The 23399-nt window shown below is 59.7% G+C and carries 23 protein-coding genes and 1 pseudogene; 17 read left to right on the forward strand and 7 right to left on the reverse strand.

Translation table 11 applies throughout. The features are described from left to right. Positions 1–380: 380 nt before the first annotated feature. Genes pcaF through QE432_RS01470 form a run of 3 tightly spaced genes read right to left on the reverse strand, consistent with a single transcriptional unit; the run spans position 381 to position 2996 of the window. The gene (gene pcaF, locus QE432_RS01460) at positions 381–1586 is read right to left on the reverse strand and encodes a 3-oxoadipyl-CoA thiolase (RefSeq protein ID WP_019567006.1); all 1206 of its coding nucleotides are present in this window, start codon (positions 1584–1586) and stop codon (positions 381–383) included. Positions 1587–1596: 10 nt separating this feature from the next. Next, positions 1597–2292: a CoA transferase subunit B gene (locus tag QE432_RS01465; protein ID WP_004431045.1), complete on the reverse strand. Its 696-nt coding sequence runs from the start codon at positions 2290–2292 to the stop codon at positions 1597–1599. Next, positions 2289–2996: a 3-oxoacid CoA-transferase subunit A gene (locus tag QE432_RS01470; RefSeq protein ID WP_060642652.1), complete on the reverse strand. Its 708-nt coding sequence runs from the start codon at positions 2994–2996 to the stop codon at positions 2289–2291. Before QE432_RS01470 ends, QE432_RS01465 begins: the two co-directional genes overlap by 4 nt. Positions 2997–3133: 137 nt before the next feature. On the opposite strand from QE432_RS01470, the pseudogene QE432_RS01475 reads away from it, so the two are divergent. Then, positions 3134–3896 (forward strand): annotated as a pseudogene (locus QE432_RS01475) (IclR family transcriptional regulator). On the opposite strand, the gene QE432_RS01480 reads toward QE432_RS01475, so the two are convergent. Continuing rightward, complete coding sequence (locus QE432_RS01480) at positions 3842–4789, reverse strand: helix-turn-helix domain-containing protein (RefSeq protein ID WP_112753042.1); 948 nt, start codon at positions 4787–4789, stop codon at positions 3842–3844. The pseudogene QE432_RS01475 and the gene QE432_RS01480 overlap by 55 nt on opposite strands. A 119-nt stretch (positions 4790–4908) precedes the next feature. On the opposite strand from QE432_RS01480, the gene pobA reads away from it, so the two are divergent. Then, positions 4909–6081, forward strand: coding sequence for a 4-hydroxybenzoate 3-monooxygenase (gene pobA / locus QE432_RS01485; RefSeq protein WP_306623211.1), 1173 nt, complete (start codon positions 4909–4911; stop codon positions 6079–6081). Here pobA and pcaQ read toward each other — a convergent pair. Beyond that, positions 6078–7019 carry a pca operon transcription factor PcaQ gene (gene pcaQ / locus QE432_RS01490; protein WP_019567002.1) on the reverse strand — a complete coding sequence of 314 codons (942 nt, stop codon included), beginning with the start codon at positions 7017–7019 and terminating at the stop codon, positions 6078–6080. The two genes, pobA and pcaQ, sit on opposite strands and share 4 nt — an antisense overlap. Before the next feature lie 95 nt (positions 7020–7114). Here pcaQ and pcaD point away from each other — a divergent pair, with 95 nt between their 5' ends. The 12 genes from pcaD to aroQ all read left to right on the forward strand — a co-directional run bounded on the left by pcaD (position 7115) and on the right by aroQ (position 16407). Then, positions 7115–7912, forward strand: coding sequence for a 3-oxoadipate enol-lactonase (gene pcaD, locus QE432_RS01495; protein ID WP_306623216.1), 798 nt, complete (start codon positions 7115–7117; stop codon positions 7910–7912). 3 nt (positions 7913–7915) lie between these two features. Continuing rightward, positions 7916–8338 carry a 4-carboxymuconolactone decarboxylase gene (pcaC, locus tag QE432_RS01500; protein WP_004431033.1) on the forward strand — a complete coding sequence of 141 codons (423 nt, stop codon included), beginning with the start codon at positions 7916–7918 and terminating at the stop codon, positions 8336–8338. Next, the gene (gene pcaH, locus QE432_RS01505; protein WP_004431032.1) at positions 8335–9075 is read left to right on the forward strand and encodes a protocatechuate 3,4-dioxygenase subunit beta; all 741 of its coding nucleotides are present in this window, start codon (positions 8335–8337) and stop codon (positions 9073–9075) included. The genes pcaC and pcaH overlap by 4 nt, the downstream gene beginning before the upstream one ends. Before the next feature lie 2 nt (positions 9076–9077). Next, complete coding sequence (gene pcaG / locus QE432_RS01510) at positions 9078–9698, forward strand: protocatechuate 3,4-dioxygenase subunit alpha (protein WP_025595017.1); 621 nt, start codon at positions 9078–9080, stop codon at positions 9696–9698. 18 nt (positions 9699–9716) lie between these two features. Continuing rightward, the gene (locus QE432_RS01515; RefSeq protein ID WP_306623224.1) at positions 9717–10778 is read left to right on the forward strand and encodes a 3-carboxy-cis,cis-muconate cycloisomerase; all 1062 of its coding nucleotides are present in this window, start codon (positions 9717–9719) and stop codon (positions 10776–10778) included. A gap of 368 nt (positions 10779–11146) precedes the next feature. Beyond that, a complete protein-coding gene (locus QE432_RS01520; RefSeq protein WP_004431026.1) occupies positions 11147–11815 on the forward strand; it encodes an amino acid ABC transporter permease in 669 nt (222 codons plus the stop codon). Positions 11816–11825: 10 nt separating this feature from the next. Continuing rightward, the gene (locus tag QE432_RS01525) at positions 11826–12476 is read left to right on the forward strand and encodes an amino acid ABC transporter permease (protein WP_004431025.1); all 651 of its coding nucleotides are present in this window, start codon (positions 11826–11828) and stop codon (positions 12474–12476) included. Positions 12477–12519: 43 nt separating this feature from the next. Beyond that, positions 12520–13356 (forward strand): transporter substrate-binding domain-containing protein, encoded by an 837-nt coding sequence (locus tag QE432_RS01530; protein WP_004431022.1) that lies wholly within the window; start codon positions 12520–12522, stop codon positions 13354–13356. 34 nt (positions 13357–13390) lie between these two features. After that, a complete protein-coding gene (locus QE432_RS01535) occupies positions 13391–14230 on the forward strand; it encodes a transporter substrate-binding domain-containing protein (protein WP_306623229.1) in 840 nt (279 codons plus the stop codon). A 29-nt stretch (positions 14231–14259) separates the two neighbouring features. Further along, positions 14260–15021, forward strand: a complete 762-nt coding sequence (locus tag QE432_RS01540; protein WP_004431018.1) for an amino acid ABC transporter ATP-binding protein — start codon at positions 14260–14262, stop codon at positions 15019–15021. A gap of 58 nt (positions 15022–15079) precedes the next feature. Beyond that, positions 15080–15967 carry a shikimate dehydrogenase gene (locus tag QE432_RS01545; protein ID WP_373465080.1) on the forward strand — a complete coding sequence of 296 codons (888 nt, stop codon included), beginning with the start codon at positions 15080–15082 and terminating at the stop codon, positions 15965–15967. Beyond that, entirely contained in the window at positions 15964–16407 is a 444-nt protein-coding gene (gene aroQ / locus QE432_RS01550; RefSeq protein ID WP_004431014.1) for a type II 3-dehydroquinate dehydratase, read from the forward strand. The genes QE432_RS01545 and aroQ overlap by 4 nt, the downstream gene beginning before the upstream one ends. Here aroQ and QE432_RS01555 read toward each other — a convergent pair. Further along, the gene (locus QE432_RS01555; RefSeq protein ID WP_004431011.1) at positions 16379–17074 is read right to left on the reverse strand and encodes a TetR/AcrR family transcriptional regulator; all 696 of its coding nucleotides are present in this window, start codon (positions 17072–17074) and stop codon (positions 16379–16381) included. The two genes, aroQ and QE432_RS01555, sit on opposite strands and share 29 nt — an antisense overlap. Before the next feature lie 121 nt (positions 17075–17195). Here QE432_RS01555 and QE432_RS01560 point away from each other — a divergent pair, with 121 nt between their 5' ends. Further along, positions 17196–19097, forward strand: a complete 1902-nt coding sequence (locus QE432_RS01560; RefSeq protein WP_306623928.1) for a bifunctional sugar phosphate isomerase/epimerase/4-hydroxyphenylpyruvate dioxygenase family protein — start codon at positions 17196–17198, stop codon at positions 19095–19097. An 80-nt stretch (positions 19098–19177) separates the two neighbouring features. Here the strand turns inward: QE432_RS01560 and QE432_RS01565 are convergent, their stop codons facing one another. Further along, positions 19178–19471, reverse strand: coding sequence for a putative quinol monooxygenase (locus tag QE432_RS01565; RefSeq protein ID WP_162632722.1), 294 nt, complete (start codon positions 19469–19471; stop codon positions 19178–19180). Positions 19472–19994: 523 nt separating this feature from the next. On the opposite strand from QE432_RS01565, the gene QE432_RS01570 reads away from it, so the two are divergent. Together QE432_RS01570 and QE432_RS01575 are read left to right on the forward strand one after the other, a co-directional pair. Then, entirely contained in the window at positions 19995–21815 is a 1821-nt protein-coding gene (locus tag QE432_RS01570; protein ID WP_060642658.1) for an ABC transporter ATP-binding protein, read from the forward strand. Between the two features lie 41 nt (positions 21816–21856). After that, positions 21857–23392: an ABC transporter substrate-binding protein gene (locus QE432_RS01575; RefSeq protein ID WP_306623235.1), complete on the forward strand. Its 1536-nt coding sequence runs from the start codon at positions 21857–21859 to the stop codon at positions 23390–23392. The last annotated feature ends 7 nt before the right edge of the window (positions 23393–23399 follow it).

The following is a 23399-nucleotide window of genomic DNA, read 5'->3' on the forward strand; positions in this document are numbered from 1 at the left end:
AATCCTGTCATACCCCGCAAAACATGTCACGGATCATGATAGAATCCAACGCAAACCGAGATTTCGGCGAGGGGTGCCATAGCACGCGGCATAAATATTGATGGCTGGGGTGTCTGGTGCGAGGCCTGCTTTTCCACGTCCCTCATCTTTGTGCTTGTCACAGAGATCCAGCCAGCCCAAGTCCTTGGGCTGAAAAGACTCCCTCCGCCGCGCAGACGCGCGTCGGCTGGATTCCTGTGACAAGCACAGGAATGAGGGGAGTTGGAATGCACCAACGCGAGAAAATCATGCGTGGAGTTCCTGAGCACCTGCCGACATAGGTGAAGACATGGCCGCAGCGGCATCCGGACCGTTCAACAGAACCGAATGCCGCGATCGCGTCAGACCCGCTCGAGCGCCACGGCAATGCCCTGCCCGACGCCGATGCACATGGTCGAAAGCGCATAACGCTTGCCGGTCAGAGAAAGCTCGAGTGCTGCGGTGCCGGCAATGCGCGCACCGGACATGCCAAGCGGATGCCCAAGCGCAATCGCGCCGCCATTTGCATTCACCCGCGCATCGTCATCGGCAATGCCGAGCTGGCGAAGCGTTGCGAGACCCTGGCTGGCGAAGGCTTCGTTCAGCTCGATCACGTCAAGCTCTTCCTGTTTCAGGCCGAGACGCGCCAGAAGCTTGGCTGAGGCAGGCGCGGGGCCAATGCCCATGACGCGCGGCGGAACGCCGGCAGTTGCTCCGCCGAGAATGCGGGCAATCGGCGTCAGGCCGTATTTCTTTGCGGCTTCAGCCGAAGCGATGATGAGAGCCGCCGCACCGTCATTGACGCCGGATGCATTGCCCGCCGTCACTGTCGCACCGTCGCGCTTGTTGACCGGCTTCAGCTTTGCAAGGGCCTCAAGGCTCGTCGCGCGCGGATGTTCGTCTTTAGACACCACCAGCGGATCGCCCTTGCGCTGCGGGATCGTGACCGAGACGATTTCCTTGTCGAGGCGGCCATTGGCCTGCGCGTCGGCTGCCTTTTGCTGGCTGCGAACGGCAAAGGCGTCCTGATCTTCGCGGGAGACCTGATAATCGACGGCGACGTTATCACCGGTCTCCGGCATGGAATCGACGCCATATTGCGCCTTCATCAGCGGGTTGACGAAACGCCAGCCGATGGTCGTGTCGTAGATTTCGGCGTTGCGTGAAAAGGCGCTTTCGGCCTTGGGCAGCACGAAGGGCGCGCGGCTCATGCTTTCCACGCCGCCTGCGATCATCAATTCCGCCTCGCCGGATTTGACGGCACGGGCAGCGGCGATGACAGCGTCCATGCCCGAACCGCACAACCGGTTGATGGTGGTTCCGGTCACCGAAACCGGCAGGCCGGCCAGCAGCAGCGACATGCGGGCAACATTGCGGTTATCTTCGCCCGCCTGGTTGGCGCAGCCGAAGATCACGTCCTCGACGGCTTCCCAATCCACGGACGGGTTACGCTCGACAAGCGCCCGCAAGGGCACAGCACCGAGATCGTCAGCCCGCACTGAAGACAATGCACCGCCGAAACGGCCGATCGGTGTGCGGATATAGTCGCAGATGAATGCATCGGTCATCGGTTGTTCCTCAAAGTTCCGGGGCGACAAGATCGGCGACTTCACCATCGACATGGAGAGGCGCGCCGGTCATGGCCTGCAATTCATCGAAGCTCATCGCCGCCAGCTTTTCGCGCAAAACGAAACGGCCATCCACGACGTCAATCACCGCATGGCTGGTGTAGATGCGGGTGATGCAGCCGACGCCGGTCAGCGGAAAGGCGCATTTTTCGACAAGCTTCGGCTCGCCGTTCTTCGTCACATGTTCGGTGATGACGAAAACCTGCTTGGCGCCATGCACCAGATCCATGGCGCCGCCAACGGCGGGCACGCCCTTGGAGCCAACGCGCCAATTGGCGAGATCACCATTCTGCGCCACCTGATAGGCGCCGAGGATCGCCACATCCAGATGCCCGCCGCGCACCATGGCGAAGCTGTCGGCATGGTGGAAGAAGGAGGCACCCGGCTTCAGCGTAACGGCCTTCTTGCCAGCATTGATGAGGTTCCAGTCCTCTTCACCTTCCGGCGGCGCTTCGCCGAAATTCAGGATGCCGTTTTCGGTGTGGAAGATAGCCTGACGGCCGGGCGGCTGGTAACGGGCGACCATTTCGGGAAAACCGATGCCGAGATTGACGTAAGCGCCATCCTCGATGTCCTGCGCTGCGCGCCAGGCGATCTGGGCGTTGGAAAGCTTGATATCGTCGCGAGTGTTGATTGGCTGGGTCATGCGTAGGCTACTCCCGCGCGAATGAGAATTTCTTCCTGTTGCGGATCGGCGATCTCCACGACGCCGTTGACGAAAATGCCGGGCGTGACGACATGCTCGGGGTCGATCTCGCCGGCAGCGACGATCTTGGAGACCTGGGCAATGGTGGTGGCTGCCGCCATGCACATCAGCGGGTTAAAATTGCGCCCCGCCTTGTTGTAGGTGAGATTGCCGTAGGTATCGCCAAGCTCAGCCTTGACGATGGCGAAATCCGCCTTCAGCCAGCGTTCCTGAACATACGACCGGCCGTCGAATTCGGCGATCGGCTTGCCATTGGCAAGCTCCGTGCCAAAGGCAGTCGGGGTGTAGAATGCCGGAATGCCGGCGCCACCGGCACGGATACGCTCGGCAAGCGTGCCCTGCGGCACAAGTTCCAGCTCGATTTCGCCGGCCAGATATCTGTCGGTGAAAGCGCGCGGATCGGAAGAGCGCGGAAACGAGCAGATCATCTTCTTGACCATGCCCGCGTCGATCATTGCGGCAATGCCGATACGGCCATTGCCGGCGTTGTTGTTGATGACCGTCAGGTTTTTCGGTCCCTTGTCGATCAGGGCGTGGATCAGCTCGATGGGCGCGCCGGAGCCGCCAAAACCGCCGATCATCACCGTCGCGCCGTCGCCGATACCGGAAATGGCATCAGTCGCGCTCTTGATTGTCTTGTCCATATCAATCCTCCATCCAGCCCAGCAATGGGAACTCGCAAGGCTGCTTTGTCGCAGAGCTAAATCCGAATCCGCCTCGACGGCAACAATTTTGTGCGTTATATGATTTTTGTTCGTATATCGCACAAATAGAGCGTGACATGGCCGTCAATGAAAGAGACATGATGGGCGGTCTCGCCAAGGGACTGAAGGTGATCGAGGCGTTCAGCGCCGAGCGCCCGCGCCTGTCCATATCCGATGCCGCTGACATCGCAGGCCTTGACCGCGCCACCACGCGGCGCTGTCTGCTGACACTGTCGGAAATGGGTTACGCCGCCTATGACGGCAAGTTCTTCACTGTGACGCCCAAGGTGCTGCGGCTTGGAACCGGCTGTCTTGCCACCATGCCGCTGCCGCGCATCGTCCAGCCCCCTTCTCGACCGTCTTTCGGAAGAGATCGGCCACAGCACATCAGTCTCCATTCTGGACGATACCGAAATCGTCTACGTGGCGCGCGCCGCCCAGCAGCGGGTCATGTCCATCGCCCTCATGCCTGGCTCGCGCCTGCCCGCCTATTGCACCTCCATGGGCCGCGTTCTCCTCTCAGCCCTTACACCGGAACGGCAGCGCGAGGTCCTGGAACACTCGCGGCTGGTGGCACGGACGGAAAAGACGATGACCGGTATCGACGCCCTGCTCGACGAACTCGAGGCGACCCGCAATCGTGGTTATGCCCTGATCGATCAGGAGGTGGAGATCGGCCTTCGCTCCATTGCCGTGCCGGTGAAAACCGTGCGCGGGCAGACGGTCGCAGCACTCAATGTCGGGCTTGCCGCCTCGGTAGCGTCGATGGACGATCTGGTGGAACGTTATTTGCCGCCACTGCTTTCCGTCCAGCGTGAGCTGGGAAGAATGCTTGCCTGAGGTGAGGCCGAAGCCGCGCCGTCATCTCCCATTTTCCGCCGTTCAGCCAATCGCCATGCCCGCGGTGTCATGCCTGTTTCCCGCTTGAAGAAGCGGTTGAAATAGGCCGGGTCGGCAAAACCGAGATCTTCCGCAATCATCTGCACGGTCGATACGGTGAAGATCAGTTCCTGCTGGGCGATCTCGATCTGGCGCCTGGCAACAAGCCGTTGCAGGCTGAGGCCGGAAACGGAACGGACGAGACGGTTGAGATGGGTCTCGGAAAGGCCGAGCTTCTGCGCATAAAACGCCGCCTTGCGCGGCTCGCGAATATGTCGGGCGATCAGTGACAGCAGGAGTTCGAAGCGCTGTTCCGCAGGGCCTTCCCCGGTTCTTTCCAGTAGAGGCCGCGCCGCTCGTGCAAGAAGTGCAGCCACGGTGGCAAGCTGACCTTCGATCATCGCCTCCCGGCCTATCTCGTGGCTTTCATACTCCGCGGAGATATGTTCGAAATCCCTGCGCAATCGCTCGCCCTCGGAGAAATCCTGCAACGGCAACAACACGGGCTGCTGGAAATTCCGCAGCAGCAGCGCCTGTACGGATGCGGCAAGCGCGCCGGGCAGCACGGTGACGATCACCCCGCCAATATCGCGCGAAAAACGAAAGCCGTGCTCGAAACCCGGCGGCACGACAATGGCGACAGGTGGGCGGATAGCCTCGGTGCGGCCATCCAGCAATGCATCGCCCTCGCCGCCCCAAATGTACAAGATTTGCAGGAACGCGGCATGCCGGTGCAGGCCGATTTCAAAGCGATGCAGGCTGCTTCTGGAAAAAAGCGTCTCGCAATGAAAGCGGAAAGCGGTTCCTTGCGCTGTCTCCTCGCCATATAGGCCTTCATTCGCCGCAACCCGCATGTCATCCCAAGCTCCCCGCATCATGGTCGAATTGTGCAATTTACGGATCAGAAAGTCCATTGAGCTTGTCGCGCGCTTTGGTCAATTTCCTGACAGGAGACAATTCCGGGAGGAAAATAATGCGCACCAAGGTCGTCATCATCGGTTCCGGTCCTTCGGGTCTGCTGCTTGGTCAGCTGCTTGCCAATGAAGGCATCGATACCGTCATTCTCGACCGGGCCGGCAAGGACTACATCCTCGGTCGGGTCCGCGCCGGGGTGCTGGAAGAAGGCACAGTGCACCTTCTGGAAAAAGTTGGCGCCGACAAGCGCCTGCACAAGGAAGGTCTGCCGCATGACGGTTTCTCGCTGACGTTTGACGGGCGCGATCACCGTATCGACCTCTTCGATCTGACCGGCGGCAAACGTGTAATGGTCTACGGTCAGACGGAGGTGACGCATGACCTGATGGATGCCCGCGAAAAAGCGGGGCTTACCACAATCTATGAAGCCTTGAATGTGGAGCCTCATGATTTCGATGGTGCCAGCCCCTATGTGACCTATGAAAAAGACGGCGTAGGCCATCGGATAGATTGTGATTTTATTGCCGGATGCGATGGGTTTCACGGCGTCAGCCGCAAATCCGTGCCTGAGCGCTCGATCAAGGAATTCGAGAAGATATATCCCTTCGGCTGGCTCGGTATTCTGGCCGAAGTGCCACCCGTCAGCCACGAACTCATCTATGCCAACCATCCCAGTGGTTTTGCGCTCTGTTCCATGCGCTCGCACACGCGCAGCCGCTATTACCTGCAATGTTCGCTGGAAGACCGGCCGGAGGACTGGAGCGACGAGCGCTTCTGGGATGAAATCCGCCGCCGCCTGCCGGAAAACCACGCCGATGCCCTGGTGACCGGACCGTCGTTTGAAAAATCCATTGCACCGCTTCGGTCCTTCGTGTGCGAACCGGTGCGCTTCGGGCGGTTGTTTCTGGCGGGCGACGCCGCCCACATCGTGCCGCCGACCGGCGCCAAGGGCCTCAACCTTGCTGCCAGCGACGTGCATTATCTCAGCGAGGCGCTCATCGAATTTTATCGTGACGGGTCGGAAGCGGGCATCGATTCCTATTCGCAGAAAGCGCTATCCCGCGTCTGGAAGGCCGTGCGCTTTTCCTGGTGGATGACGACAATTATGCACCGCTTTCCCGATACCGGCGAATTTGGCCAGCGCATCCAGGAAGCGGAGCTGGATTACCTCGTGCATTCCCGCGCGGCCTCCACGGCGCTTGCGGAAAACTATGTCGGGCTTCCCTATTAGGAAACAGTTTCGGGCTTCGGGTCGAGCAGTTCGCGCGCAGCTTCGCGAATGGCCTGTATCAGTAGCGACAGCGGCAGTGAGGGCTGCGTATCGGCCCGCACCGTCAATCCGACCGGGCCGCTGGTATCGCCGGTATCGACCGGCAGGATCGCCAGAGTTCCATCCGCCACATCGCCTGCGACCACCCCTTCCGAAATGATCCAGACGGCATCACTGGTGCGCAGGAACGCGCGACCAAACGCATCCGATACCGTTTCGATGCGGATCGGCAAGGCCGGCACCCCATTGGCGATCAGGAACTGCTCGACGATGGGACCGATTACCGACTGGCGGGTGGGGATCAATACCGGGAACTCGTGCAGGTGATCGAAAACCGAAATGCCCGGCGACAGCAGCGGATGGCCGGCGCGCACAACGAACCGCACCTTTTCGGAATAGAGATGCTCGAAGGAAAAGCCCGCCATCTTTTCCGGCGCAGCCAGGCGCCCGACGACGAGATCCAGATCGCCGACGCGCAACTGCTCCAGAAGAACGGCATTGTCACCGGTGACGATCTTGACCGGGCTGCCGGTTTTTTCCGAAAGAAACCCAGCCATGGCTTTCGGCATGATCCTCACCGAGACCGTCGGCAAGGCACCGACGCGAACCGGCGGGCCGGCACGCGCCGCCTCCTGCGAGACGGAATCGACCGCATGGCGAAGTGCCGTCATCGTTGCCCCGGCATGGCGCAGGAACACCTCGCCATAGCGGCTGATGCGGATGCCGCGCCCCTCGCGGTCGAACAGCGAGACGCCGAGAATCTCCTCGAGTTCGCGGATGGTTTTCGTTACCGCCGGCTGGCTGACATGCAGGATTTCTGCAGCACGAATGACGCTTTTCTGGCGCGCCACCTCCACGAAGGTCTGAAGATGCCGGAACTTTATACGCTGCTCGACCATCGAACATATAATCCATTGGTTATATTTTTCACCGATAATGTCATTTTACTTAACCGGAACGTGCTTGCAATATCGTCAACAGGAGGACTTACATCATGCATTTTCTGCGCTGTGGCGAAAACGCGATCCATTATCGTGCGCACGAACTGGAAAGCGACAAGCCGGTCATCGCCTTTATCAATTCGCTTGGCACCGATTTCCGTATCTGGGATGCGGTGATCGCGGAACTTGGCGACAAATATGCTTTCGTCCTGCACGACAAACGTGGCCATGGCCTGTCCGATATCGGCCGCCCTGCCTATTCGATAGACGATCACGCGGACGACCTGATTGCCATCCTCGATCATCTTTCCGTCAACAATGCGGTTATCTGGGGTCTGTCGGTCGGTGGACTGGTTGCACAGGGACTTTATGCCCGGCGTCCCGATCTCGTGCGTGCCCTTGTGCTCAGCAATACCGCCCACAGGATCGGCACCGCCGAGATGTGGAACGCGCGCATCGACAAGATCGCCGCTGACGGCCTTGCCTCGCTGATCGATCCGGTGATGGAGCGCTGGTTCACACCAGCCTTTCGCCAGCCGGAAAACGTGGTTTATGCGGGCGCGCGCAACATGCTTTCCCAACAGCCGGAGGCCGGTTACAGCGGCACCTGCGCCGCCATACGCGATGCCGATTTCACGCACGAAGCGGGCCGCATCGCTGTTCCGACGCTCTGCGTGGCGGGCGATGAAGACGGGTCGACACCGCCAGCACTGGTGAAATCGCTGGCGGACCTCATTCCCGCAAGCCGTCTCGCCACCATTGCACGCTGCGGCCACATTCCTTGCCTTGAACAACCGCTCGCCTATGCTCAGGCGGTCGGTGATTTTCTGAAGACCTTGCCGGAGCACTGACAGATGGCGGACAATATCGACAAGAACGAGAGATTTGAGCAGGGCATGAAAACGCGCCGCGCCGTGCTCGGTGACGCGCATGTCGACCGCGCGCAGACGGTGACGACGGGGTTCGACCAGCCGTTTCAGCAGCTCATCACCGAAGCGGCCTGGGGCACGGTGTGGTCCGGTAACCACTGGACGAAGCGCGAGCGCTCGATGGTCACCATCGCCTTGCTTGCCGCACTCGGTCAGGACGAGGAGCTTGCCATGCATGTGCGCGCCACCGCCAATACCGGTGCCACCGAAGCGGATATTCGCGAAGCGCTGCTGCATGTCGCAATCTATGCCGGCGTGCCCGCCGCCAACCACGCTTTCAAGACCGCCAAGCTTGCTCTGGCCGGCATGAAAGCCGATAGTTCCCGCGACGAGGAGGAGACGAAATGAGTAATACAAAGCCCGAAACCGGGCCGTTCTTCGCACGCGACCGCGATATTCATCCGCTGGCCTATGCTCCCTGGTACAAGACCTCTATCCTGCGTTCTCCGCAGCGCGCCCTGATTTCGCTGGAAGGCACCAAAAGCGAGATCACCGGGCCGGTTTTCGGCCACAGCCTGCTGAACGAGCTGGATAACGACCTGATCCTCAATTATGCCCGCCCTGGCGAAATGCCGATTGGCCCGCGCATTCTGGTCCACGGCCGGGTGCTGGACGAGCGCGGCCGTGGCGTGGACGGTGCGCTCGTGGAATTCTGGCAGGCCAATGCCGGCGGGCGGTATCGCCACAAGAAGGAAACCTATCTCGCCGCCATCGATCCGAATTTTGGCGGCGTCGGCCGCACGATCACGGATGAGAACGGTTATTACTGGTTCAAGACCATCCAGCCTGGCGCTTACCCCTGGCCGAACGGCGTCAACGACTGGCGGCCTGCCCATATCCACTTCTCGGTCTTCGGCCACGGCTTTGCCCAGCGGCTGATAACCCAGATGTATTTCGAAGGCGATCCGCTGATCTGGAAATGTCCGATCGTCAAAACCATCCCGGACGAGGATGCGATCAAGCGGCTGATCGCGCCGCTGGATATGAATTCAAACATTCCCATGGACATGCTGGCATACAAGTTCGACATCGTGCTTCGCGGCCGCCGCTCCACGTTTTTCGAAAATCGCAAGGAAGGCAACTGATCATGGTCCAGCCGCTCGGTTATCTCAAGGAATCAGCGTCGCAGACGGCAGGTCCATATGTCCATATCGGCTGCACCCCCAATTTCGTTGGCATCGAGGGCGTGTTCGAAAAGGACTTGGGCTCCGGCGCGCTCTATAACGACAAGGCTCGCGGCGAACGCATAAGCGTGCGTGGCACGGTCTACGACGGCGCTGGCATGCCGCTGAAAGACGCCCTGATCGAAATCTGGCAGGCGGATACGGACGGTTATTACAACAGCCCCAGCGAAACACGCGGCAAGGCGGATCCGAATTTCACCGGCTGGGGCCGCTCGCCCGGCGACATGGATACCGGCGAATTCATCTTCGACACCATCAAGCCCGGCAAGGTTCCCTTCCGCGACGGCCGGTGGATGGCGCCGCACATCACTTTCTGGATCGTGGCGCGCGGTATCAATATCGGCCTGCAAACCCGCATGTATTTTCCCGAGGAGCAGGAGGCCAATGCGGCCGATCCGGTCCTTGCCCGCGTCGAGCAGAAAAGCCGCATCGCCACCCTTGTCGCCAAAAAGGAGGAAGGAAACATCTATCGTTTCGATATCCGCCTTCAGGGCGAGGGCGAAACCGTGTTTTTCGATATCTGAGCGGAGCCGTAACCTGAGATGAGCCTTTCCCCCTTCGAACATCCGTTTCTCTCCGGCCTTTTTGGCGACAGCGAAATCGTTGAGCTGTTTTCGGCCAGAGCGGATATCGATGCCATGATCCGTTTCGAGACGGCGCTGGCGCAGGCGCAAGCCGGGGTGGGCGTCATAGAAGCGGATGCGGCGGATGCGATCGTCTCCCGCCTTTCCGATTTTGCCGCTGATACCACCTCGCTTCGCCATGGCGTCGCCAAGGACGGCGTTGTGGTGCCGGAACTTGTCCGGCAGATGCGGGCGGCGGTCGCCGGTACTGCGGCGGAAAAGCTGCATTTCGGCGCCACCAGCCAGGATGTCATCGATACCAGCCTGATGCTGCGGCTGAAGGCGGCAGCGGAAATCATCGCGGCACGGCTCGGCCGCCTCATCGATACGCTGGGTGATATTGCGGCCCGCGATGGCAGCAACCCGCTGACGGGATATACCCGCATGCAGGCCGCCATCGCCATCACGGTCGGCGACAGGGTGGAAAGCTGGATCGATCCGCTGGAACGGCATCTGGTTCGGATCGACACGTTTTTGCAGCACGGTTTTGCCGTCCAGTTCGGCGGCGCGGCCGGCACGCTGGAAAAGCTCGGCGACAATGCCGGCACTGTCCGCGCCGATCTCGCAAAGCGTCTCGGCCTTTCTGACAGGCCGCAGTGGCACAGCCAGCGCGACGGTATCGCCGAGCTTGCCAATCTGCTGTCGCTCGTCACCGGCACGCTTGGCAAGTTCGGGCAGGATATCGCGCTTCTGGCCGAAGTCGGCGCCGAAATTCGCATGAGCGGCGGGGGTGGTTCCTCGGCGATGCCGCACAAGCAGAACCCGGTCAATGCGGAAACGCTGGTGACGCTGGCACGCTTCAACGCCGTGCAGATTTCGGCGTTGCACCAGTCTCTCGTTCACGAACAGGAACGTTCGGGCGCGGGCTGGATGCTCGAATGGCTGTCGCTGCCGCAAATGGTGACGGCAACGGGGTCCTCACTCCTGATCGCCGAGCGCCTCGCGGGGCAGATCGACCGGCTGGGAGCAAGCGAAGAATAAAGAGGGAATGACAGATTTTCGCGAGGACTGAGCGGCCTTCGGGCGCTTTTGCCAGCGAGATGGGAATGGCGCGGGCGCGCGATGAAAACGCTTGCGACCAATCACATTAGTCGTTGATAAAAAACGACTTTCTTGAACAAGATGAATGAAGAAAAAGTGATCTTTAAGCTGTTTCTAACCGGAGTTGGCGCTTGACACAAAATTGAACTAACTGGTACAAACATTCAGGTTAACGCTATGCTGGCACAGAAGTGTGGAGCTTCCCCGGCACGGTAAAAACAAACGGAGGGCTTTGGAGCCACAGGGTTTCCAAAGCGATGCGAACAAGGCGAAACGTCTGTTCGGACCCGAACGGGTTGGGAGGAAATATGTCTTACAGTCTCGATTTTTCGGCGGTCATAGACCGTCTGCCCGAGCTGCTTCTGGCCTGTCTTGCAACGATCGGCCTTGCAATCGCCGGCATGTCGCTCGCCACCGTCATCGGGGTTCTCGGCGTCGTGGCCCGCCGCTCGCGCTTCAAGCTGCTGCGCGGTCTGGTCATCGGGTTCGTGGAAGCCATTCGCAACACGCCGTTTCTGGTGCAGATATTCTTCATCTTCTTCGCCCTGCCGCAAATCGGCATCAAGCTTAACCCCACGGTCACGGCCATCATTGCGCTTGCGTTGAACGGCGGCGCCTATGCCATTGAAATCATTCGCGGCGGCGTCGATTCCATTCCCAAGGGTCAGGTTGAGGCGGGATTGGCGCTTGGCCTGCACCGGGCGCAGATCTTCCGGCACATCATTCTGAAACCGGCGCTTCGGGCGGTCTATCCGTCACTCACCAGCCAGTTCATCATGCTGACGCTGACCACTTCGGTCTGTACCTCGATTGCGGCTTACGAGCTGACCTCGGTGGCCCAGCAGATCGAAGCGGACACCTTCCGCTCCTTTGAGGTCTATTTCTCGATCACGCTGCTTTATCTGGTCATTTCCTCGCTGATGATGGGGGTATTTTCCCTCATCTCCCGCACATCGTTCAGCTATCCGGTCAAGTGAGGAAAAGACAATGGCATCCATCGGTTCCAACGAATTGTTCTTCCTGCTGCAGGGCCTGAAATGGACCCTTGCGCTGACCCTGATCGGCTTCATCGGCGGCGGCATTTTCGGTCTTTGCGTCGCGCTTGGCCGCGTTGCCGAAACCCCGGCGATCCAGCGCGCCAGCACCGGCTTCATCGCGATTTTCCAGGGCACACCGCTCCTGATGCAGCTTTTCGTCGTTTATTACGGCGTGGCGCTTGCGGGCCTGAATGTGGATGCCTGGATTGCGGTCGCCATCGCATTCACCCTGCATGCCAGCGCCTTTCTGGGTGAAATCTGGCGCGGTGGCATCCAGGCTGTGCCGAAGGGTCAGACCGAAGCCGCCAACGCGCTTGGCCTGCACTACGTGTCGCGAATGAAGGACGTGGTTCTGCCGCAGGCCTTCAAGATTTCGCTGCCCGCCACCATCGGTTTTCTGGTGCAGCTCATCAAGGGCACGTCGCTTGCCGCCATTGTCGGCTTCGTCGAACTGTCCCGCGCCGGCCAGATCGTCTCCAACCAGACGTTCCGTCCGCTGACGGTCTTTGCCATCGTCGGCATCATGTATTTCCTGATCTGCTGGCCGCTTTCCCTGTGGGGCGCCAGTGTAGAAAAGCGGATGCAAGCCGCTTCCCGCTAATACCCATCAACATGTCATCAAGCTTTGTAAGGAGGAGCAAAAGATGAAATCCAACGGTAAATTCTCACGTCGCACCCTGCTCGCGCTCGCCGCAGCAACGGTCGCCCTGCCCTTTATCGCACCGGTCGACGCCTTCGCCGGCACGGTGGATGAGGCCAAGGCCAAGGGCAAGGTCGTAATCGGCATTCAGGGCGACAATTCGCCATGGGGCTTCGTCAATTCAAGCGGCGTTCAGGATGGCCTCGATGCCGATATCGGCAAGGCGTTTGCCGAATATCTCGGCGTCAAGGTGGAATTCGTACCGCTTGCCGTGGCAAACCGCATTCCGGCCCTTCTGACGGGCAAGGTCGACCTGCTGTTCGCAACCATGGGCATGACCGCCGAGCGCGCCAAGACCATCCAGTATTCCAAGCCCTATGCCGGTAACGTGCTTTCAGTCTACGGCCCCAAGGACAAGAAGATCGGCAACTATGACGATCTGACCGGCGTCTCCGTCGGCGTTCCGAAGTCCAGCGCCATGGACACGGCGATCACGGCAGGTGCAGGCTCCAAGGCCAAGATCCTGCGCTTTGACGATGATGCCGCCAACATTCAGGCGCTGATTTCCGGCCAGGTCGAGGTTGTCGGTGGCAACCAGTTTTATGGCGACCGCCTCAATCAGGCTGCCAACGGCAAATACGAGCCGAAGTTCGACCTGACGACGCTTTACAACGGCGCCGGCACCCGTCCGGGTGAAAAGGACTGGAACGAGACCGTCAACGCCTTCCTCGACAAGATCAAGTCGGATGGTCAGCTTGCCAAGATCTACGACAAGTGGATGAAGCGCGAAGTTCCCGCTTTCCCGGAAAGCCTGCCGGATATTCCTTTCACCGTGAAGTGAAGACCGGAAGAGGCTGGATTGGGAGGAGTAACCAATGGGAATCTTTAACAAACAGACGCGTTGGCGAACAGCCATCGCCATCGGATTTGCAGCAGCTTTGCTGCCAATCCTGACACCCGCAGGCGCAGAAGCCAGAACACTTGAAGAAGCAAAGTCCAGCGGCAAGATCATCATCGGCATTCAGGGCGACAACGCGCCCTGGGGCTTCATAAATTCCTCTGGTGTTCAGGAAGGGTATGATGCGGATTTGGCCCGCGGGTTTGCGGACTATCTTGGACTGAAAGTGGAGTTCGTACCGCTTGCAGTCGCCAACCGCATCCCGTCGCTTCGCACCGGAAAGGTCGATGCCCTGTTCGCGTCGATGGGGATGACGCCGGAACGCGCGAAAAACGTACAATATGCGCAGCCTTACGCGCATAACGTCATGTCGGTCTATGCCACCAAGGACAAGAAGATCGCCAACTTCGACGATCTCACGGGAATGACCGTCGGCGCGCCGAAATCCAGTCCGATGGACACGGCTTTGACCGCAGGTGCCGGTACCAAGGCAAAAATTCTGCGTTTCGACGATGACGCCGCCACCATTCAGGCGATCCTGTCGGGCCAGATCGAGGCAATCGGCGGCAACCAGTTTTATGGTGACCGTCTCGCAGCGGCTGGCGGCAAGGATTACGAGGTAAAGTTCGACCTCGTGACCCTCTACAACAGCGCCGCCACGCGCCCCGGTGAAAAGGACTGGAACGAGGCACTCAACGCTTGGCTCGACAAAGCCAAGGCCAATGGCGAGCTCGCAAAAGTCTATGCCAAATGGATGAAGCGCCCGGTTCCGGACTTCCCGGCCTCGCTTCCTGACATTCCCTACACCGTTAACTAACGCTGCTTCCCAGCATGAAGGAAAGTTCCATGTCGCAATCCTCCGCCGCACAGGCTCCGCTGATCGCCCTTGAAGGGGTTGGAAAGTGGTATGGAGCCTTCCATGCGCTGAAAGGCGTCAACATGACGGTTCGCAAAGGCGAAAAAATCGTTCTTTGCGGCCCGTCCGGTTCAGGAAAATCCACCCTTATCCGCTGCATCAACCATCTGGAAGAAATCCAGGAGGGCAAGATCACGGTCGAGGGAACCACGCTTTCGGATTCGACCCGCGCCATCGATGCGGTTCGCCGTGAAGTGGGCATGGTGTTCCAGAGCTTCAATCTCTTCCCGCACAAGACCATCATGGAAAACTGCACCCTGGCGCCCATGCGGGTGAAGGGCCTGTCGAAAGCCGATGCGGAAGCGACCGCGCGCAAATATCTGGAGCGCGTGCGCATTCTCAATCAGGCCGACAAATATCCGGCGCAGCTTTCCGGCGGCCAGCAGCAACGCGCAGCTATTGCCCGTGCGCTCTGCATGGAGCCGAAAGCCATGCTGTTCGATGAGCCGACTTCGGCGCTTGATCCCGAAATGGTCAAGGAAGTGCTCGACACAATGATCGGCCTTGCCCGCGACGGCATGACGATGATTTGCGTGACCCATGAAATGGGCTTTGCCCGGCAGGTTGCCGACCGTGTGGTCTTCATGTCGGAAGGCGAAATCATCGAGGAAGGCCCGCCGGACGAGTTCTTCCGCGATCCCAAGCACCAGCGTACCCGCACATTCCTCGGCGAAATTCTCGCCCATCACTAAGGCTCACCCGGAGCCGACAGGCAGGCGGGGATGACCCCCGCCTCTCCCACCACGTTCGATGAGCGATGACCTGATCATGACAGACACCAAATCCTTCAAGGTCGGCCTGATTGGCGCCGACATCCAGCTTTCCAAATCTCCCGCGCTGCACATGCGCGAAGGGGCTGCCCACGGCCTCGATTATTCCTATGAGCTTGTCGATGTCGTGGCGCGCAAGCTGCCGGAAAGCGCGCTTCCCGATCTGCTCAATGAGCTGGAATCGCGCGGCTTTGCCGGCACCAACATTACCCATCCCTTCAAGCAGGCGGTCCTTCCGCACCTGCATGAATTGTCTGATGATGCCCGCATGCTCGGCGCGGTCAACACCGTCGTCTTCAAGGCCGGGCGTCGCATTGGGCACAATACGGACTGGTACGGATTTTACGAAAGCTTCATGCGCGGCCTGCCGGATGCGAAACGCGACCGGGCGCTGCTGGTCGGTGCCGGTGGCGCAGGCGTTGCGGTGGCCCATGCGGCGCTGAAACTCGGCATTACCCATCTTGATATCTGCGACCGCGATTTCAGCCGCGCAGATCATCTGGCTGCCGAACTCAACGCCCGTTTTGGCGAAGGCCACGCCTTTGCCGTGAAAGACCCGGCAGATTCCCTGCCCTTCGCGGATGGGTTGATCCACGCCACACCGATGGGCATGCCCGCCCATCCCGGCATGCCGGTCAAGGCCGACCTCCTTGAACAACGGCACTGGGTGGCCGATATCGTTTATATGCCGCTGGTGACCGAGCTTCTTGCGACGGCGGCCCAAAAAGGCTGTCGCACCCTGCCCGGCGGCGGCATGACGGTGTTTCAGGCTGTTGGCGCGTTTCGGCTGTTCTGCGGCCGTGAACCTGATGCCGAGCGCATGACGGCACATTTTACCGAAATTTGCACGAAAGAGGGTGTGGCGTGAGCCTTTTTACCATACTTAACGGACCGAACCTCAACCTGCTCGGCCAACGCCAGCCGGAAATCTACGGCTACGAAACGATGGCCGATGTGGAGGCAAATTGCCGCGCGATTGCCGAGGCGGCGGGCCACGAGATATTCTTTGCCCAGAGCAACCGGGAATACGAGCTGATCGACTGGATCCATGCGGCGCGCGGCACATCGGCAGGCATCGTCATCAATCCCGGTGCCTTTACCCATACCTCGGTGGCGATCCTCGATGCACTCAACACCTTCGAGGCACCGGTGATCGAGGTTCACATTTCCAACATCCACAAACGGGAGATCTTCCGCCACCATTCCTATATCTCGACGCGCGCCGAAGGCGTGATCGCCGGTCTCGGCATCGAAGGTTACGGGGTGGCGCTCAGCCACCTCATCGGCCGTCTTTCCCGATCTTCGTGATATGGTCAGGGCTCAGCACATATCGCAACACCATGTCGCTGACGTGATGCGACAATGTTTGCTGACCCTTCTCGGTAAACAGCCCGTCGCCGAAGATGAACGAGAAGGTTGCGACGTTCGAGACGTTGAAAAAGGACAGCGCGCTGATCTGCCAGTGCAGTTCCAGCGCATTGATGCCGTTGCGGAAAATGCCGCTCTTCTGGCCGCGCAGCAGCACGCTTTCCAGGGCATCGATGGCCGGCCGGTTGAGCTGGCGGATCGTTCCGGACGATTGCATGTGCCGGCCGTGATGAATGTTCTCGATCATCACCATGCGGATGAAAGCCGGGTTGCGGCGATGGTGATCGAAAGTGAACCGACAGAGCTTTTCGAGCGCCGCAACCGGCTCCAGACCGTCCAGCTCCAGATCGCTCTCGCCGCCACGCACCTTGGCATAGGCTTCTTCAAGAACGCGCTGGTAAAGCCCTTCCTTGTCGGTAAAATAATAATAGATCATCCGCTTGGACGTACGCGTGCGGGCGGCGATCTCGTCGATGCGCGCCCCCGACAGGCCGTTTTGCGAAAACTCCTCCATCGCAACGGAAAGAATGTCTCGGCGCACGCCTTCCGGATCGCGCTTCGCCTGCCGGGTTTCGCTGGTGCCGTTCGAAGTTGCGCTTTTTGTCATGATCCATCCATCAGCAGGGTATACGGCTTGCCGCCGCACCCCTATTATTAACCAATTAGTACATAACGCTGAAAAGGAACGCAATATGGCGAGCTATGACACAGGCAAACAGGGCGTGCCAATGCGTACTTCCATCGCCACCGTCTCCATCAGCGGCGAATTCCCGGAGAAACTGGCGGCCATTGCGAAAGCCGGTTTCACTGGTGTGGAGATTTTCGAGAACGATTTCCTGACCTACGACGCCTCGCCGCGCGAGGTTAAGGCCCTTGCGGCAGATCATGGGCTGGATATCACGCTTTTCCAGCCGTTCCGCGATTTCGAAGGCATGCCGGAACCGCACCGCGCCCGCGCCTTCGAGCGCGCAGGGCGTAAATTCGACATCATGGGCGAACTCGGGACCGATCTGATGCTGATCTGCTCGAATGTCTCGCCGGTGTCGCTGGGTGGCATAGACCGCGCCGCCGCCGATTTCCATGAGCTTGGCGAGCTTGCGTCCAGGCATGGTGTTCGCGTGGGTTACGAGGCGCTGGCCTGGGGCCGGCACATCAGCGATCATCGCGATGCGTGGGAAGTGGTGCGCCGCGCCGATCACCCCAATGTCGGTATCATCCTCGACAGCTTCCACACGCTGTCGCGCAAGATCGATCCCAACTCCATCCGCTCCATTCCCGGCGACAAGATCTTCATCGTGCAATTGGCCGACGCACCGCTGATCGACATGGACCTTTTGTACTGGAGCCGCCATTTCCGCAACATGCCCGGCGAAGGCGATCTGCCAGTGGTGGATTTCATGCGCGCTGTCGCCGCAACCGGATATAGCGGCCCGCTGTCGCTCGAAATCTTCAACGACCAGTTCCGCGGTGGCTCGGCGCGCCTGCTGGCTGAGGACGGCCATCGTTCGCTCATCAACCTCATGGATCAGGTGCGCCGTCTGGAGCCCGACATCCGCATCGAGGCGCCCGCCATGCCTGAGCGGGTGCAGACGGAAGGCGTGGAGTTTGTCGAGTTCACAACGGCACCGGAGGAAAAGGCCAATCTGGAAGCGCTGCTCGCCACACTCGGTTTTGATAAAACCGCGAGGCACCGCAATCGCGATGTCGATCTCTATACGCAGGGCGACATTCGCATCGTCATCAATACCGGCGGTACCGGTGAGAGTTTCGCCGGTGCATCCTACTCCATCCACGGCACAAATGCCTATGCATTCGGCCTGAAGGTCGATGATGCGCAGGCAGCGCTTGCGCGTGCGGCAGCGCTGGGCGCGCCGACATTCGCCGAACCGCGCAAATCCGGCGAAGTTGCGGTTCCAGCCATTCAGGGCGTGGGCAATGGCGTCATCTATTTCCTCGACGGGTCCACGGCGCTCGCCTCCATCTGGGACAATGAATTCGCACCGGTAGATGCGACGACAGCAGCAGGCAATACCGGACTGACCCGCATCGACCATCTTGCGCAAACAACGCATTACGATGAAATGCTGACCTGGCTTCTGTTTTACACATCGCTGTTTTCAACGCGCCGCACGCCGATGGTGGATGTGGTCGATCCCGGCGGTCTGGTGCGCAGCCAGGCCATAGAAAGCGTGCCCTCCCCGCGTTTCCGCCTGACCATGAACGGCGCCGACAACCGAAAGACCTTCGCCGGCAAATTTCTGGCGGAAGGTTTCGGCACCAGCATCCAGCACATCGCCTTCGCCACGGACGATATCTTCGCCACCGCCAAGGCTCTGCATGCGCGCGGCTTTCACGCCCTGCCGATCTCGCGCAATTATTATGACGATCTGGAGGCCCGCTTCGGGCTGGAACCGGAATTCTCCGACGCACTCCGGGAAGCAAGCATCCTCTACGACCGGGACGACAACGGCGAATATTTCCAGATCTACAGCCGCACCTTCGGCGAAGGGTTCTTCTTCGAAATCGTCGAAAGGCGCGGTGCCTACGGCGGATATGGCGCGATGAACGCCCCCTTCCGCATCGCTGCGCAGCGGCGTCTTGCGCCACCGATCGGCATGCCGAAGGAATAGGCGCAGACACCAGTCCACTGGTGCTTCAAAAATGCAAACAGGCCGCAGCCAGCAGGAATGCCGCTGCGGCCTGTCTTTATTTACGCCAGCATCACTATCTCATAGTCCCGTGGAATGGCGGAGGTGGCCACAAACCATTTAGATGCGCGCGTGCGCTGCTGATGAAAATCGAAAGCAGCGCGGTCCACAAAAAGCTCTTCCACCCTCCAGATCAGGGGGTCTTCGGTCTGCGATACCTCAAAGGAAATACAGCCCGGCTCCGCTCTGGTCAGGCGAATGTGATCGGGTAGATGGCTTTCTACAAGTTGAACATCCTGCACCGATGCGCAACGCAGTAAGCCGGATAGCCTGACCGCACCCGTTCTATTCGTCATACCCGGTATCCTTTTTCAATGGTCTTCGTCCGGCCTGTATCACGGGCAGCGGCACCCGCAACCACTGAAATCGATACATCCTCAATACAGACTAAAAACATCCCTTAATCGGGGTCTGGCCCTTCGGCACACCCGCGCCCAAAATAAATGCACTTGCGTATTTGTAGAGCAGTATACAAAAATTGTTCAACACTCTGGACATGATTGTCCTGTTTTGTTAGCTTTTTTGTAAAACAAGGGGTGGGGAATACAAGTTCATGCGCATCATCGATTCTGAGACTGGCAACAGGCATTTTACCGGCACCGGTGAGGTCGCCCGTAGCACTTCGACCAGGTCGCAATTCCCGTATCGACCGGCAGCAGCCAATCTACATCGCGTTTGAAACGCCATGCGCTTTCTTTTTGACACTCCCATCCTCCGGCATAGCGTTTCATCCCGCGCGCCTGCCCCACGCCCTTGCCCCCTCACTATTTCAGATGGCCGCGCCGGCATTGCCGCGCATGCCAAGCCGGAGACGCTGATATGACTGCCGCAAACCGCAACGCCCTCCTCTCGGTTGAAAACCTGAGCGTTGAGTTCGGCGACAGCCGCGTCGTGGACGATATTTCCTTTGCCGTGGAAGCCGGCAGGACAGTGGCGATCGTCGGCGAATCCGGATCGGGCAAATCGGTCACGTCGCTCTCGACCATGCGTCTTGCGGATATGATGGGCGCGACTTACCCCGCCGGTCGCATCATGTTCGAAGGCAAGGATCTGCTGAAGGCATCGCAGAAGGAAATGCGGTCGATCCGCGGCAAGGAGATCGCCATGATCTTCCAGGAGCCGATGACATCGCTGAACCCGGTCTTCACCATCGGTGACCAGATCTGCGAAGTGCTTGTCCTGCACGAGAAAATGGGCAAGGCGGCGGCCATGGCCGAGGCAAAAAAGTTGCTCGACATGGTGCGGTTGCCGGATGCGGCCGAGCTTCTGCACCGTTATCCGCATCAGCTTTCCGGCGGCATGCGCCAGCGCGTGATGATTGCCATGGCGCTTGCCTGTCGGCCGAAGCTGCTGATCGCCGACGAACCGACGACGGCACTTGATGTCACCATTCAGGCGCAGATCCTCAACATCATGCGCGACCTGCAAAAGAAGCTCGGCATGGGCATGGTCTTCATCACCCATGACATGGGCGTGGTGGCGGAAATGGCCGATGACGTCGTCGTCATGTGGAAAGGCAGGAAGGTTGAGGAAGGCCCGGTCAAGGACATCTTCGCCAATCCGCAGCATCCCTATACGCGGGCGCTGCTTTCCGCCGTTCCGCGCCTCGGCAGCATGACCGGCGAAGAGTTTCCCAAGCGCCTTCCGCTCACCGTCCTGCAGGATGGCCAGCCGGTCGTGGTGGGCGAGGAACGGGTGCAGAACACCGCAAAATACGATGAGAAGCCGCTGCTTTCGGTTCGCGACCTGTTCGTTCGCTTCGATATTCGCAAGAACCTGTTCGGCAAGGCGACGCACCGTTGCAGCGCCGTGCAGAAGGTCAGCTTCGACATCCACGCCGGGGAGACACTGGCGCTGGTCGGTGAATCCGGTTCGGGCAAATCCACCATCGGCCGCACAATCCAGCAGCTGCAATCGGCGGTATCAGGCGAAATATCCTTCAACGGCCGCAGCTATTCTGAGATGTCGGCGGCGGAACGTTTCCGCATGCGGCAGGAAGTGCAATATATCTTCCAGGACCCCTTCGCCTCGCTCGATCCGCGCAAGACGGTAGGCTTCTCGATCGCCGAACCAATCAACACCCACAGCCTGATCAACGATGCCAAGGCGGTGCGCCGCCGGGTGGATGAGCTGCTGGAACGGGTGGGTCTGAGTTCGGAACATGCATCGCGGTATCCGCACGAGTTTTCGGGCGGCCAGCGGCAGCGTGTCTGCATTGCCCGCGCGCTCGCCTCCGATCCTAAGCTCATTATCGCCGACGAAGCGCTGTCGGCGCTCGATGTCTCCATCCAGGCGCAGATCATCAATCTGTTCATGGATTTGCAAGCGGAACGTGGTCTTGCTTACCTGTTCATCAGCCATGACATGGCGGTGGTGGAAAAGATGAGCCACCGCGTCGCGGTGCTTTATCTCGGCCAGATCATGGAAATGGGCAGCCGCCAGCAGGTCTTCGAAACGCCCACGCATGATTATACGCGCCGGCTGCTTTCCGCAGTGCCGGTTGCCGATCCCCTGATCGAGCGCCGCATCGCCATGATCGAGGGCGAAATTCCCAATCCCGTGCGCCGCGTCGGCGATGAGCCCGCCATTCTCGCCCATGAGGAAATCAATCCAGGCCACTTCATCGCGAAGAGTGCCTGAACAATAACCAAAACCGTAACCATCTGAAGAGGAACAGGTAGATGACAAAAATCAAAAAGGGGATGACGGCAACGTTCGTCGCGCTTGCGCTGGCCGGCACGGCCTTCACCGCAGCGCCGGCTTTCGCCGCTGGCAAGATGACCATTTCCAGCCCGCAGGACCCCGGCAGCTGGGATCCGATCGACACCTTCCTGGTGCAATGGGCAGCTGTCGCCACCAACATCTTCGATGGCCTGACCTATCGCGGTCCGGACCTGAAACTTGTGCCCGGCCTTGCCGAATCCTGGGAAGAGCTGGATGAAGGCAAGCGCATCCGCTTCAAGCTGCGCCAGAACGTCAAGTTCCATAATGGCGAGCCCTTCAACGCCGCCGCCGTCAAGTTCACCTTCGAGCGCCTTCTCGGCGAACAGGGTGCCAAGGGCCCGCAGCGCTCCAACTATGTCGCCATCGAAAGCGTCGACGTCATTGACGACTACACCGTCGACATGAAGCTCAAGGCGCCCGATCCGGTGCTTCTGACCAAGCTTGCCGGTTATGGCGGCATGATCGTGCCGCCGAAATACATTCAGGAAAAGGGTGAGGACAACTTCAACCTCAACCCGGTCGGCACCGGCGCGTTCAAATTCGCCTCCTATGCGCCGAAGACCAACATCAAGCTGGAAGCCAACCCGGATTACTGGGGCGGCGCACCGAAGCTCTCCGAACTGGAATTCCGCTTCATCGCCGAGCCGGCGACCGCAGTTGCCGAATTGCAGGCCGGCCGCGTCGATCTCGTCATTCCGCCCACCATCCCGATTGGCATGATCCCGGTCATCGAAGGCGATTCCAAGCTGGAGATCGTCAGCGTTCCAGGCCCGACGGTGGATGCGCTGCGTTTCAACACTCGTGACGGCATCACCGCTGATCCCAAGGTGCGCAAGGCCATCATCATGGCCGTTGATCGCGGCACGATCGTCAAGTCGATCCTTGCCGGTCAGGCCTCGGAAATCGCCAGCTTCCAGAGCGCGCTGTCCTTCGGTTACGACGCCGATCTGAAGCCGCTGCCTTATGATCCGGAAGGCGCAAAGAAGCTGCTCGCGGAAGCCGGCGTCAAGCCGGGTGCGGCGCTGCAGATCGATATCAGAGGCAACGATGCGACGATGAACGAAGTCGCGCAGGTCATCTCAAGCTATCTGTCCATGGTCGGCATCACCGCCACCATCAAGCCCTATGAGACCAACGTGCTCCTGAACGACATCATCCCGCAGGGCAAGACCGGCGCGATGTTCCAGCAGAAATGGGGCGGCTGGACCTTCGATTACGACAACACGGCCTATTCCATGTACCACTCGGGTGAAAAGTGGAATCCTTACGACAAGGACGAGAAGCTGGACAAGCTGCTGGAATCGCAGCGCCCGCTGACTGACCGAGCCGAGCGCGAAAAGATCCTCAAGCAAGTCGGCGCCTATGCCGCTGAGCGCGCGCTGGAAATTCCGCTTTACAACACCAATGCCATTTACGGCATCAACAAGCGGGTCAAGGGTTTCGTGGCACCGCCGGATAACCGCCTGAAGCTGACCGACGTCACCGTCGAATAATCAGGCT

The organism is Agrobacterium sp. SORGH_AS_0745 (assembly GCF_030818995.1).
Taxonomy (GTDB): Bacteria; Pseudomonadota; Alphaproteobacteria; order Rhizobiales; family Rhizobiaceae; genus Agrobacterium; species Agrobacterium tumefaciens.